Annotated in this window: 11 protein-coding genes; 4 read left to right on the top strand and 7 right to left on the bottom strand. The window is 42.9% G+C overall.

The window, feature by feature from the left end; translation table 11 throughout:
- Positions 1-2: 2 nt before the first annotated feature.
- From D3P12_RS04660 to uvrA, 5 genes are all read right to left on the bottom strand, one after another.
- Positions 3-641, bottom strand: coding sequence for a precorrin-2 dehydrogenase/sirohydrochlorin ferrochelatase family protein (locus D3P12_RS04660; protein WP_245977388.1), 639 nt, complete (start codon positions 639-641; stop codon positions 3-5).
- A gap of 4 nt (positions 642-645) precedes the next feature.
- The gene (gene cobA / locus D3P12_RS04655) at positions 646-1,410 is read right to left on the bottom strand and encodes a uroporphyrinogen-III C-methyltransferase (protein ID WP_118193907.1); all 765 of its coding nucleotides are present in this window, start codon (positions 1,408-1,410) and stop codon (positions 646-648) included.
- 1 nt (position 1,411) lies between these two features.
- Positions 1,412-3,517, bottom strand: a complete 2,106-nt coding sequence (locus D3P12_RS04650) for a HEPN domain-containing protein (RefSeq protein ID WP_118193906.1) — start codon at positions 3,515-3,517, stop codon at positions 1,412-1,414.
- Positions 3,518-3,760: 243 nt separating this feature from the next.
- The gene (locus D3P12_RS04645; protein WP_118193905.1) at positions 3,761-4,198 is read right to left on the bottom strand and encodes an RrF2 family transcriptional regulator; all 438 of its coding nucleotides are present in this window, start codon (positions 4,196-4,198) and stop codon (positions 3,761-3,763) included.
- A gap of 22 nt (positions 4,199-4,220) precedes the next feature.
- Positions 4,221-7,019, bottom strand: coding sequence for an excinuclease ABC subunit UvrA (uvrA, locus tag D3P12_RS04640; protein WP_118193904.1), 2,799 nt, complete (start codon positions 7,017-7,019; stop codon positions 4,221-4,223).
- A gap of 238 nt (positions 7,020-7,257) precedes the next feature.
- Between uvrA and D3P12_RS04635 the strand changes: the two genes are divergently transcribed.
- On the top strand, positions 7,258-7,860 hold the full coding sequence (locus tag D3P12_RS04635; RefSeq protein ID WP_118193903.1) for an RNA polymerase sigma factor: 603 nt from the start codon (positions 7,258-7,260) through the stop codon (positions 7,858-7,860).
- 41 nt (positions 7,861-7,901) lie between these two features.
- Here D3P12_RS04635 and rocD read toward each other — a convergent pair whose 3' ends face one another.
- Positions 7,902-9,149, bottom strand: coding sequence for an ornithine--oxo-acid transaminase (gene rocD, locus D3P12_RS04630; protein WP_118193902.1), 1,248 nt, complete (start codon positions 9,147-9,149; stop codon positions 7,902-7,904).
- A 72-nt stretch (positions 9,150-9,221) separates the two neighbouring features.
- On the opposite strand from rocD, the gene metN reads away from it, so the two are divergent.
- On the top strand, positions 9,222-10,253 hold the full coding sequence (metN, locus tag D3P12_RS04625) for a methionine ABC transporter ATP-binding protein MetN (RefSeq protein WP_118193901.1): 1,032 nt from the start codon (positions 9,222-9,224) through the stop codon (positions 10,251-10,253).
- Entirely contained in the window at positions 10,246-10,899 is a 654-nt protein-coding gene (gene metI, locus D3P12_RS04620) for a methionine ABC transporter permease MetI (protein ID WP_118193900.1), read from the top strand. The genes metN and metI overlap by 8 nt, the downstream gene beginning before the upstream one ends.
- A 150-nt stretch (positions 10,900-11,049) precedes the next feature.
- Here metI and D3P12_RS04615 read toward each other — a convergent pair whose 3' ends face one another.
- Positions 11,050-12,615 (bottom strand): calcineurin-like phosphoesterase C-terminal domain-containing protein, encoded by a 1,566-nt coding sequence (locus D3P12_RS04615; protein WP_118193899.1) that lies wholly within the window; start codon positions 12,613-12,615, stop codon positions 11,050-11,052.
- A gap of 145 nt (positions 12,616-12,760) precedes the next feature.
- Between D3P12_RS04615 and metQ the strand changes: the two genes are divergently transcribed.
- Positions 12,761-13,579, top strand: a complete 819-nt coding sequence (gene metQ, locus D3P12_RS04610; protein ID WP_118193898.1) for a methionine ABC transporter substrate-binding lipoprotein MetQ — start codon at positions 12,761-12,763, stop codon at positions 13,577-13,579.
- Positions 13,580-13,646 lie beyond the last annotated feature (67 nt).

Here is a 13,646-nt window from a genome sequence, read left to right as displayed (position 1 = left end):
ATCTACTTAATTTGGGATGCCTCACCATCATGATTCACAACTTTGTTCTCGACTAATCCGGCTGTCAGTTCGTTTAACTTTCTAACCTTGTAAGTAAAATCACCTTTCAACGACTCTCGAATCGCGTGTAGGTTATCCAATATTTCCTCAATCTCCTCAGGCAGACATTCGTTCAATACCTCTTTCAGTCTTTTCGCCAATGTTGGCGATTTTCCATTCGTTGATATACCAACCTTTAAATTCCCTTTTTTCACAATCGATCCCAAATAGACATCACACAGGTCAGGTGTATCAGCAACATTCAACAAGATTCCTCTTTCTTTCGCCAGCTCATAAATATATTGATGCAATTGATGATCATCAGTTGCCAAAACTACAAAAGTCATCCCATCCAGATCACCTTCGATAAATGGTCTTTTTACGATTACTACATGAGGATGCTGATCTGCTAGCGATTGAAATTCTGACGAAACAGCTGTAGCGACAACTTTTATACGCGCCTTCGGGGTATTATTCACTAAGGCTGTCAACTTTTCCAAACCCACATTCCCCGCGCCAACCAGCAAAGTATGAAAGTTTTGAAGTTTCAAAAACACAGGAAAGAGATCATTCGACTTCACTTCCGTTTTCTTATTTTTCACTGTTTCAGACATGAACAAGTTCATTATTTGTTATTTTCTCTTTGTATGCTTCATGCAACGCGACTACATTTCCGACGACAATTACAGCGGGCGAGCCAATATACAACTCTTCTGCTTTCTTTTCAATCGAGCAGATATCGCCCATCACGATCTTCTCGTCCGGCATTGCTCCATTTTGTATAATAGCAATGGGCAAATCACCTTTTCCCTCTTTTTTGTAGACAGTCACGATCTCCCCTAACTTTTTAATCCCCATTAAAATCACCACAGTCGCCGATGTCTTAGCCGCCGCATACACATCTCTCGAAATCTCCCCTCTACTCGTCGTCCCAGTAATTACCCAAAAACTCTCCGTCGTACCCCGATTTGTAATAGGAATCCCCAACAAGCCCGGAACGCCGATTGCGCTCGAGATACCAGGAACAACCTCCGTCGGGATATCAAATTTCCTTGCAAAGTCAATTTCTTCAAAACCACGACCAAAAACAAAAGGATCCCCTCCTTTTAGGCGAACTACATGACCATGAGACAATGCATAGTCCACCAGCATTTGATTGATCTCCTCCTGTCTATAGGCATGATTGCTCGCTCGCTTCCCAACAAATATTTTACAAACCGCTTGGGGGCAGTACTGTAATAGCTCTTCATCAACTAACGCGTCGTATAATACAACGTCTGCCTTAGCCAAAGCCTTTAATCCACGCAAGCTTATTAAATCTGTGCCTCCGGGGCCGGCACCTACAAGCGTTATCTTTGATGTCTTTGTCATCCTAATCCGTAATGCTGGCCAAATCTCTAACCCGAGAAATCGCCTGATAAAACTCTTTCGCTTCCTCCAAATATGCATTGGCAAATTCTTGCGTTGGCTCATTCGCTTTAATCTGTAAAACAATATTCGAAAAGCTATCCCGTACAGGGAACTCTCCCGTTTTCACAAAATGCTCATCGAAACCATCGATAATCGACACATGCGAATTTCCGTTAACCCCTTTGTCCAATAACAGTGCCTTTGCACCGCTGATGAATACGCTATACGCATGGAAAATCGAATCGGCCCAGGCCTTATTCTCAAAGCTTTCTGTTGCCCATATAAATTTCTCTTCCGTCTCAAACAGAAGCGTAGCAACCAAGTCAATGACTACTCCCGCACATTCACCAATGCCAATCTCTTTCTGGTAGTTTTCTTTTTGGCCCCAATCCACAAATTCTTCTTCCGTAATTGTAGTAAGATCAGCCAAGGGTTTCAATAATCGATAGAAATAATCTTTAGTTTGACGATCGTAATAGTCATGATAAAGTTCAGCCTCAGTTGCATGCTCTTGATAATCGTCAATCAGCACCCTTAACACTTGAGTTACCCGCTTCGACGGCACCTTGATTACCCGGTCAGCTGCCCGACCAAATCCGCCGCCCAATTTCGCTCCCCCTAACATCACCTGCGCTGCGGGAACGACCGACTTTCCGGCTTTCAATGAACTTCCATGGAAACCGATATGTGCCAGACTATGCTGACCGCATGAGTTCATACATCCGCTGATCTTTATTTTAAGGTCACGATTATAGACCAAATCAAAATATTCAGTAAGAATCAGATTCTCCAATACCCTTGCCATCTCCGTACTGTTCGAAATACCTAAGTTACAGGTATCTGTACCGGGACAAGTGGTAATATCAGCCACACTATCAAAACCCGGCGATGCCAAGTCAATCTCGCATAATAGATTATAAACATGAGGCAAACCTTCCTCTTTGATATACTTTAACAGAAGACCCTGATTTTGGGTAACGCGGACTTCATCAGCAGCGTAGCCCTCCAAACCAGCTATCAAGGTTCGCGCTTTCGCGGTACTGATATCTCCGGTGGGCACTTTCACATACACCGAAAAATATCCTTCTTGCTTCTGCTCGTGAACATTTGTTTTTCGCCATACCTCATAAGCCGATCGATCTTCAACATCCTCGGCAGCAATACCTTCATAAGATGGCAAGTTCGGAGCTTTTACCTTGTTCCGGTCTATTTTGTAAGTTTTTGACTTCAGCGCCGGATACTCCTGTTCGATCAGCTCCAAAACGGCTTCAAGGCCAAGTTTCTGAATCACATATTTAAAACGCGCCTTATTACGATTATTCCGCTCTCCAAGTCGACCAAACACCCGTATCGCCGCTTCTGCAAAAGGAATAATTTGATCTTCATGAAGAAAATCGTGAACCAAGAAACCCACCATCGGCTGTGCTCCAAGTCCACCACCCAGCATAACACGAAAACCACGTTCTTCCACGCCATTTATCGTCCTTATTTGTGGCACAAAACCGATGTCGTGAATATAGGCAAATGCCGAATCTTTTTCACTGGATGAAAAACCCAATTTAAACTTTCTACCAAGCTCCTGACAAATCGGATTACGGACCAGGTATTCAAACATCTCCCGCGCATACGGTGAAACATCAAAAGGTTCATCTTTGTCTATCCCAGCTTCGGGCGAGGCAGTCACATTCCGCACCGTATTTCCACAAGCCTCACGAAGCGTAATATCATCTTGAGCCAATTCTGCCCATAGTTCTGGCGTACGGTCAAGACTAACAAAGTGTATCTGTATATCCTGACGCGTGGTCAAATGAAGGTTCTTGATCGCATATTCGTCCGAGACATCCGAAATTTTCAGCAACTGCTTAAAACTTGCCTGTCCAAATGGAAGTTTAATTCGTACCATTTGAACCCCCGGTTGTCTTTGCCCGTAAATTCCGCGAGCCAGACGAAGACTCTTAAATTTGTCTTCATGGAGCTCTCCATCTCGGAACATTCGAATTTTCTTATCTAGTTCAATAATTTCCTTTTCTACAACAGGATTTTCTAGTTCACTTCGAAAACTTAACATTTGGCAAAATTATAATTCAAAAAAAAAGGCCCTTGACTGAAAGAGGCCCTACTAATTATTTCACAATATATGCATCCATTGCTTAGCCTCTTTACTCAAAGAAGACACATCATATTAAGCCATGAATTCATATCAACGATTTTCATAATTCAAAGATATACATAATTCCTATGTATTTAGTATACTTTATTTAAAAAAACAACAACGCCCCTTATAATAGGCTTATTTACAGACAAATAAATTTTATATGTTTTGAATTCTAGAGTTTTCCCGATCAATCATATCTGCAATGCTCGTGTCATTGAGAATCTGCAGCATCGCGTCACGGACCTCAGCAAAAGTGTCCCTAATACCACAGATTTCCTCCGAAATACACTCATCACATTTCCGATAGAAATTCAAACTCACACAAGGCAATAAAGCAATAGGGCCGTCCAATAGCCGGATAACCTGCGTCATCCGAATATCCTTGGGATCTTTGTTCAAACTATACCCTCCTTTCGCCCCTTTAATACTATAGAGAAGTCCAGCGTTCCGAAGTTCAATCAGAATCTGCTCCAAAAATTTCTTCGGAATCTGTTCTTCCGTCGCAATTTTCATAATCTGCACAGGCTCTTTGCCATAATTCTTCCCAAGAAAGATAAGGGCTTTGATCCCGTACTTGGATTTTTTTGTTAACATACTCATCAGATTCCTTTCTTCGTTACTTAAAATAAGGGGCCAAGTATTGCCCGGTATAAGACTCTTTGCAATTTACAATATTTTCAGGAACCCCCTCAAAAACAACCGCTCCTCCTCGCTCTCCTCCTTCCGGACCAATATCGATGATCCAATCGGCACATTTAATCACATCCATATTGTGTTCAATAACCAAAATGGTATTACCTTGTTCTAACAGAGCGTTAAACGACTTCAAAAGCTTTTTGATATCATGAAAGTGCAATCCGGTTGTCGGCTCATCGAAAATAAACACAGCATTCTTACTTTGATTACCCTTAACCAGAAAAGAAGCCAGCTTAATTCGCTGAGCCTCACCACCTGACAAGGTATTTGAAGACTGTCCCAGTTTGACATAACCCAAACCCACGTCTGCCAATGGCTGCAATTTTGCAATAATTTTAGGTTGCTCTGAGAAGAAGTCGATTGCCTCGTCAACCGTTAGATCAAGAACATCACTAACCGATTTATCTTGATAAGTCACGTCTATGACGTGCTGCTTAAAACGTTTTCCATTACAAGCTTCACAAGGAAGAAAGATGTCGGCGATAAATTGCATTTCTACTTTAATCTCCCCTTCTCCCTGGCAAACGTCGCAACGGCCGCCGTCCACGTTAAATGAAAATGAAGCCGGTTTTAACCCCATGGCTTTTGCAGCCGGCAAACCTGCATAGAGCGCGCGAATCTCATCCCAAGCCTTCACGTAGGTAACCGGGTTTGATCGTGAAGAACGACCGATGGGATTCTGATCAATTAATTCAACTCGTTCAACCTGCTTATAATCGCCACCAAGCTCATTGAACAAACCTGTTTTTTCATTAGCATATCCACCGATCACTTTCTGCAAAGCCGGATACAGTATTTGTTTAACCAAAGAAGTCTTACCTGAACCAGAGACGCCCGTTACGACCGTAAAAACACCAAGCGGAAATTTAACGTCGATATTCTTCAAGTTATTCTGCCGTGCACCCTGAACCTGGACATAGGCATTCCACTTCCTCCGATAATCAGGGATCTCAATTTCCTCCTTACCGCTCAGATAACGACCTGTATAACTTTCGTCCGACTCAATAATCCCTTCGTAATCACCTGCATAAACCAATTCACCCCCATGTGAACCCGCTTCAGGACCTATATCGATAATATAGTCAGCAGCCTGCATCATCTCCTGCTCGTGTTCGACTACTACTACTGAATTTCCAATATCACGGAGTGATCTCAGGACAGAGATCAACTGATTTGTATCTCGCGGATGCAAACCAATGCTGGGCTCATCCAGCACATAGATAGACCCTACAAGTGAACTCCCCAACGAAGTTGCCAAGTTGATACGCTGCGACTCTCCACCTGAGAGCGTATTTGACAAACGGTTCAATGTCAAATACGACAAACCTACATTGGTCAAAAAACGTAAGCGATTGGTTATTTCTGTCAGCAGTCGCTTCGCAATCTTACTTTCTGTTTCGGAAAGCTCCAGTTTCTCAAAAAACTCAAGACTGCGATCAATCGGCAAAAGAACCAAATCAACAATCGACATCCCATTGATTGTCACATAAGCCGCATCCTTCCTCAACCGAGATCCCTTACATTCGGGGCAGTCTGTTTTTCCCCTATATCTCGATAGCATTACCCGGTACTGTATCTTATACGTATGCTCCTCCAGATCTTTAAAAAATGCATTGAGCCCTTTAAAATGCTTATTCCCCGTCCACAACAATTCTTTCTGCTCTTCATTCAGATCCTCATAGGCTCGGTGGATTGGAAAATCAAACTTCAACGCATTATCGATCAACTTCTTTAACCAGACTCCCATTTTTACACCGCGCCAAGGAGCAATAGCACCATCGTAGACAGATTTACTCTTATCAGGAATCACCAGATCAGGATCAATACCAATCACCTTCCCATAACCTTCACAGCGAGGGCAAGCTCCATAAGGGTTATTAAAACTAAAGAAATTCGGCGTGGGCTCTTCAAACATCATCCCATCACGCTCGAATAAATCACTGAAGGTATGCTCCTCACCATTAAACTCGACGATACACTTTCCTTTTCCCTCAAAGAAAGCTGTTTGCACCGAATCTGCCATCCGACTCATGGTTTCCTCTTCACCATCTACCCGGATTCGGTCCACTACGACAAAAACTTCATCATGGCCCACTTTTTTATTCGGTAAACCTTTCGTCTCCAACAAATCCTCTACCTTCACCAAATCCCCTTTCCACTTGATACGCACATAGCCCTTTTGAAGCAAAACTGAAAGCTCTTCTTTCAGCGTTCGCTCATTATGCGGAATCAGCGGGCTATAAATGGTCAGTACAGTATCTTCAGGCTGCGAAACCATAAAATTCACAACGGAACTCACCGTATCCTTCTGGACCTCCTCGCCCGATATCGGAGAAATTGTTTTTCCAATTCTAGCAAAAAGCAATTTTAAATAATCGTAAATTTCCGTAGAGGTACCAACAGTTGATCGCGGATTACTGGTAATTACCTTTTGCTCAATCGCAATTGCCGGAGCAATTCCCTTGATATAATCAACTTCAGGTTTATTCATTCGCCCCATAAACTGTCGAGCATACGAGGAAAGGCTCTCTATGTAGCGCCGCCGCCCTTCAGCATATAGCGTGTCAAATGCCAAAGACGATTTGCCAGACCCCGACATCCCTGTTACAACAACAAGCTTGTTCTTCGGAAATGATACATCAATATTCTTAAGATTATGCACCCTTGCACCCTTGATCAAAACATGGGATTTTGGGCTTTCTATAGTATTTAAAGTCATAAAATCACTTGATTCGGCAGAAGTTCAGTACTGAACGACCGATTGCTACAAAAATAACGAATCTGTAGCACAACCTATTATTTTAAAGATTATTCTTTGTTATATTAAAAAAAATGTCTTTTTTTGAATTGTTAATCAATTAGCACATTTAATGCGAAAACGTTAACGAGCAGATACGATAAAGAAACAAGCTACTACTTTATTTTACTTTTTAACAACAAAAAGCACAAAAAGTAGTATGGTTCTACACACACAGACTGATCAACAACTTATCCATCTCTATATCCGTGGCAATGAAAACGGCTTAGAGGAACTCATAAACCGCCATAAGGCAAAAATATACACCTCCATTTTTTTATTGGTAAAAGACGCGCATCTCGCAGAAGATCTTTTCCAGGATACCTTTATCAAGGTTATCAAAACCCTTAAAAGAGGAAAATACAATGAAGAAGGAAAGTTCCTGCCTTGGGTTATCCGCATTGCCCATAACTTAGTGATTGACTATTTCCGAAAAGAGAAACGTACGCCGATCATCACCAATAACGAAGGCTTTGACATCTTTGATGTCCTTCATTTTTATGATGAAAGTATTGAAGACCGCCTGTTAAAAGAACAGACGCATAAGGATCTCCGTTCCTTAATCCACCGTCTTCCGGATTCACAAAAAGAAGTACTGATTATGCGCCATTACTGCGAGATGAGCTTCCGCGACATTGCAGAGATCACCGGCGTCAGCATCAACACAGCCTTGGGTCGCATGCGTTACGCAATTAATAACCTGCGAAAAATGATGAACACAAGAGAATTGTCTCTCAATATCGCCCTCAACGCGGGGGCCTGAAACCGAGACACAAATTCTCTTTATCGGCTTCTCGAAGTTACCTATTTCTCGAAGGTTTTCAATGTTTCGACGATAATGTTTGCACAATCCAAAAGTTGTTCCTCTGTAATAATTAATGGCGGAGCAAAGCGGATGATATTGCCGTGCGTAGGTTTGGCCAGCAATCCATTATCCCGCAAAGCCAGACAAATATTGTAGGCAGTTTCGCTCTCCTCTGTATCATTGATTACAATGGCGTTCAACAAGCCTTTACCCCGAACCATAGCCACCAAACTACTTCCGACGATATAGTCATTCAGTTTCTCTCTCAGCAATTGACCCAGTCTTTCGGCGTTTTCGGCCAGATTTTCTTCTTCTATGACCTGTAGAGCGGCTACAGCAACCGCTGCGGCAACCGGATTCCCCCCAAAGGTTGAACCATGCTGCCCAGGCTTAATAACCTCCATGATCGGATCATTCGCTAAGACAGCTGATACCGGATACACCCCACCTGAAATTGCTTTACCTAAGATTAAGATATCCGGTTTCACATCTTCATGCTCAACAGCAAGTAACTTGCCCGTCCTTGCAATTCCTGTTTGCACCTCATCAGCAATAAACAACACATTGTGTTGCTCACACAATTCTTTCGCTCTTTTTAGGTAGCCTTGCGTAGGGACATAAACTCCCGCTTCACCCTGTATAGGTTCAACCAAGAAACCGGCCACGTTTGCATTCCCTTCCAGCGCCTTCTCCAATGCATGAATGTCATCATATGGAATCTTAATAAAGCCAGGAGTATAAGGGCCAAAGTTCTTACGGGCATTCTCGTCGTTCGAAAAAGAAATAACGGTAGTCGTTCGTCCGTGAAAATTATTCTCGCACACAATAATCTGTGCTTGAGCCTCGTCTATCTTCTTTTTCTCATAAGCCCATTTCCGGCAAATCTTCAAAGCTGTTTCCACTGCTTCCGCACCTGTATTCATCGGCAGCACCTTATCGAAACCAAAATATTCCGTCACAAACTTCTCAAACGGCCCCAACTTATCATTAAAGAAAGCACGCGAAGTCAGCGTAAGTGTCTTCGCCTGCTCCACCATCGCATTGATAATCTTAGGGTGACAATGCCCTTGATTAACCGCCGAATAGGCCGAAAGAAAATCATAATATTTCTTCCCTTCTACATCCCACACAAAAACACCTTCACCCTTATTTAACACCACCGGGAGTGGGTGATAATTATGTGCTCCGTATTTATTTTCCAACTCAATGAACTCTTTCGAAGAGTCAACTTCTTTAAAAAACGTCATACTATTTCTGATTTTCCGCAATTTACAAATTTTAAAATGAGTAACTGATTTTCCTTACTTTTGCATCGCAATATGATTAAGCTCAATAATATAAGCAAGCACTTTCAACAGAAACGTCAAAGGATTACCGCGCTGGACAATGTCAGTTTAGAAGTTCCGAAGGGCAAGATCTTTGGTGTAATCGGCGCCTCAGGAGCCGGCAAAAGCACATTGATCCGTTGCGTAAACCTGCTTGAAAGACCAGATTCCGGCATGGTTCAGGTTAACGGTGTTGATCTGATGCAACTTTCGTCTTCGCAGCTTGCGAAAGAGCGCAGACAGATCGGCATGATCTTTCAGCATTTTAACTTACTATCTTCAAGAACGGTTTTTGACAATATCGCCTTCCCATTAGAACTGAGCAGAACACCGCGGGAAGCTATCAAGGCACGAGTCCATGATCTCTTAAAACTGGTGGGTCTTGAAGACAAGCAACATGAATATCCGGCCAACCTATCGGGCGGACAAAAGCAGCGTGTAGCTATCGCCCGAACCTTAGCCAACAAACCGCGCGTGCTTCTATGTGATGAAGCTACGAGTGCCCTTGATCCGGCAACGACAGAATCCATCCTCAAGCTTCTGAAGGACATTAACCAGCAACTTGGTATCACCATCTTACTTATCACCCACGAAATGGATGTTGTGAAGAGCATTTGCGATGAGGTTGCTGTGATCAGTCAAGGGAAGCTCATTGAACAAGGAAGTGTTAGTGATATCTTCGCCCATCCCAAATCTGAGCTGACCAGAGAGTTTATCGCTTCGACGCTGAAGGTCAATATCCCAATAAAATTTCAGGAAAAACTGGATGATCCCGCACATAATGGAACGAAGCCCCTGCTAAAGCTTGAATTTACAGGTGAATCAGTTAACGAACCAGCGATGTCGGAAGCAAGCAGAAGGTTTCTTCTTGACAACAACATCATCTTTGCTCAGATCGAGTACGCAGGTGATGTCCAATTCGGTGCGATGGTCGTTGAAGTAAGCGGAACAGCAGAAAACATTGCCCAAGCGATTGAATATTACAAAAGCAAACACATTAAAGTGGAGGTATTAGGTTATGTCTGAGTCAATGATTTATCTACTTCTTGAAGGCACTTGGGAAACCATTGTCATGACTTTTGTGTCAGGATTCTTCGGCTTCCTGATGGGTCTGCCCACCGGAATTCTACTTTTTCTAACCCGTCGCGGACAAATACTCGAAAACAGAAAGTTCAACAACACCATTTCTACCCTAGTCAACATCTTTCGCGCCATCCCTTTCATCATCCTCATTGTCTGGATGATCCCCTTCACCCGCATGGTTGTCGGCACCTCGATTGGCGTTGAGGCAGCCTTGGTTCCATTAAGTATCGGTATCGCACCTTTTATTGCGCGGATGGTTGAAAACAGTTTGATCGAAGTACCTAACGGACTGGTAGAAGCAGCTCGGGCCATGGGTGCCACACCCACACAGATTGTTCGCAAGGTCCTTTTACCTGAAGCTCTTCCTTCTCTTATCAATTCAGCCAGTATCTCATTGATCGCACTGGTAGGTTACTCAGCAATGGGTGGCGCAGTGGGTGCCGGCGGACTCGGGCAAATCGGTTACCAATATGGCTATGTGGGTTACGACGTGCTTATTATGAACACCGTCCTTGTAGCATTGGTCGTCTTAGTGTTTATTATCCAATTTATCGGAGACAGACTATCAAAATACTTCGATCATCGATAATAAGTTCCTACCACCTACTCAGCACCGCTAGGTTTATCACAGCACCCAAGTTTATTACCCAATTGATAGACTACGAATTATAAGCTCTTATCTTAGCTCAAGCTCAAATCATCCCGCTTGTGAGCTTAAATAGTGAGATCGATGAGCCGTTTACTCAACCCGGATCAAACTTTTCTCCGTAAAGGTTCGTCCAAACATATCAGTGGCCCTAACCTCAATCGGGTAAACACCTTTTGTCAGTTTGTTATTGGGCAGGTTGAATTTCCATAAATGGTTGCTAATACCGGGGTTACCAGGCTTTCTACCTTCCAACACCTCTTCCGTCAAATCCCACAGCACACGCTCAGCAACAAATGTAGGATCGTATTCCTCCACCCGGTTCATCGGCTTCCATTCCCCATCCCCAATCCGTACCATTACTTCATCACCGTCTTTCCCCATATAAAAGTTAGCATAAATACTGATCGCCCCTTTAATACCTGCAGCCGTCACCTTCGGTGCATAAATACCGATCTGATGTTCTTCGGGCTCGCCTACAACTTTATAATCAATCGTATAGTCATTCCCGTCGAAACTAATAAACGAATAGCCCTTCGGCGTGCCATCAGCCATCATCGAAACCGGCACTCCTACTTCATTAATCCGACCACTGTACCAGTTACCCGAAGTGGTTCCGGAATTAAAATGATGATGTGGATTTTCTTGCAACCACCCTTTGTCTGATCCCATCATAAAATGCGATTGCTTATGCGTATGAGCAGAAAGCGACAGAGTATGTGGAAAATCTTTCAAAATCTCGAACAAACGAGCACGACTTTCCGGACGGAAGCCAGCATCGTTGGAAATCGGAATATGAAAAGCTAACACGACCAGATAGTCTTTTGGCACAAAGCGCAAGTCATTCTCGATAAAAGCCAGCTGTTGATCATTCAATCCACCCCAATAACCTTTTCCATCTCGCGGATCCGGATAAATAATATCATCCAAGACTATAAAATGCACCTTACCATGATTGAAAGCATAGTTTGCAGGGCCAAAATGAGCTTCGTATGACTCATCTGACAGGGAGTCAACCTCCACATCGAAATTGATATCATGGTTTCCCATCACGTTGTACCATGGTGTGCCAATTTCTTTCGTTGCAGCAATATACGGATTGAACAAGTCCGGTCTGTTACCCACTAAATCGCCCAGGCTCATTCCAAACTCATAACCTTCGACACCGCGAAGTTCCTCCACAACGGCTTTTTTGTAATAGGCAACCTCCTCTTCCGTATATACCTGTGGATCCCCGAATAAGATCATCTTGAAATTTTCACCCACTTCATTTTTCACCAACGGGAAATCAATCGATTTAGGTAGATCACCCGTAGGTTCCACACCGGCATATTCTAATTCCGGCGATCCGTGTGGTTTATGTATATAGAAAAATTGAGGCAGCTGATCTTCGTTTGCGCGTACATTATAGTCACCCGGCTTAATTACAGCGATAATATTATCACTCCCGACAGGCAGTTCATACCTTCCTTTGTTATCAGTTTGCACTACCTGAACACCATTGGTCACCGAAACACCGGCTATTCCCTTTTCTCTTCTTTCTTTAACTCCATTTTTATTAATATCCTCAAAGACGACCCCTTTCGCTATTTCTTGAGCAAACGAAGCGAAGTGAAACAATAAAAGACCGAAAGTTAAAATGGTAACGCGCTTTCTCATTAGATTTTAAGTTTTATTATGTTTTTTTATGGCGTCGAATATAGTTTTTTTTAATTTGTTTTTGATATTACATTACCATTAGGACTATATTAACGAATCGTAAAATCCCTGAATCTCTATCTATTTTATAGTTATCTTTGGCACCATGAAAAAGCATTTTTTAACATCAGCCACCATCATCGCAATAGCAGTTTTCAGTTTGCTTAGCTGCGGCGGTAACAATACACCCGATGACCCGAACCACATCCGTGTCGGTGTGCAGAGCGGTCCTGAATATGAAATTGCCAAAGTAGCCAAGGAAGTTGCCAAAGAACAATATGGCCTTGAAGTAGAATTGGTTCAGTTCAACGACTACGTCATGCCAAATGAGGCCCTGCAACAAGGAGATATCGATGCCAATGCCTTCCAAAACAAACCTTATTTAGAAGTTCAAGCCGAACAGCGAGGCTATAACCTCGCTATCGTTGGCAATACCTTCGTTTATCCGCTCGCAGGCTATTCAAAAAAGATCGAGAGCCTTGATGAGCTTCAAGACGGAAGTACGGTTATCATTCCGAATGATCGCACAAATGGCGGGCGCTCTCTTTTGTTGATGGAGAATGTCGGTCTTGTTACATTAAAAGACGGCGTGGGTCTATTGCCCACACTTGCAGATATCGTCGATAATCCTCGAAATCTTAAAATACTTGAACTCGAGGCTCCGCAATTAACCCGTGCCCTAGACGACCAGAACGTCACAGTTGCCATTATTAACAATACCTTTGCAGCCCAAATTGGCTTGTCCGCTTATCGGGATGGCATTTTTGTAGAAGACAAAGACTCTCCTTATGTCAACCTGATTGTTTCACGTGAAGACAATAAAGACACTGAAAAAGTAAAAAACTTTGTTAAAGCCTATCAATCACCAGAAGTAGAAGCTGCCGCTGAAAAACAATTTCAGGGTGGTGCTATTAAGGGTTGGTAACAAGTGGCTAGTATCCAATAATTGTCTTTATTGTAAAGACAATTATTGGATATAAATCTTTATTTAA

This window comes from Pedobacter indicus (assembly GCF_003449035.1).
Classification (GTDB): domain Bacteria; phylum Bacteroidota; class Bacteroidia; order Sphingobacteriales; family Sphingobacteriaceae; genus Albibacterium; species Albibacterium indicum.
The sequence above is the reverse complement of the archived record's forward strand: the minus strand, read 5'-3'. Positions and strand labels throughout refer to the sequence as shown.

Coding starts and splice junctions, on each gene's coding strand:
- rocD (WP_118193902.1), bottom strand. CDS start 9,149: ATGACGTTTTTTAAAGAAGTTGACTCTTCGAAAGAGTTCATTGAGTTG.
- cobA (WP_118193907.1), bottom strand. CDS start 1,410: ATGACAAAGACATCAAAGATAACGCTTGTAGGTGCCGGCCCCGGAGGC.
- metQ (WP_118193898.1), top strand. CDS start 12,761: ATGAAAAAGCATTTTTTAACATCAGCCACCATCATCGCAATAGCAGTT.
- D3P12_RS04615 (WP_118193899.1), bottom strand. CDS start 12,615: ATGAGAAAGCGCGTTACCATTTTAACTTTCGGTCTTTTATTGTTTCAC.
- D3P12_RS04645 (WP_118193905.1), bottom strand. CDS start 4,198: ATGTTAACAAAAAAATCCAAGTACGGGATCAAAGCCCTTATCTTTCTT.
- D3P12_RS04635 (WP_118193903.1), top strand. CDS start 7,258: ATGGTTCTACACACACAGACTGATCAACAACTTATCCATCTCTATATC.
- metI (WP_118193900.1), top strand. CDS start 10,246: ATGTCTGAGTCAATGATTTATCTACTTCTTGAAGGCACTTGGGAAACC.
- metN (WP_118193901.1), top strand. CDS start 9,222: ATGATTAAGCTCAATAATATAAGCAAGCACTTTCAACAGAAACGTCAA.
- D3P12_RS04650 (WP_118193906.1), bottom strand. CDS start 3,517: ATGTTAAGTTTTCGAAGTGAACTAGAAAATCCTGTTGTAGAAAAGGAA.
- uvrA (WP_118193904.1), bottom strand. CDS start 7,019: ATGACTTTAAATACTATAGAAAGCCCAAAATCCCATGTTTTGATCAAG.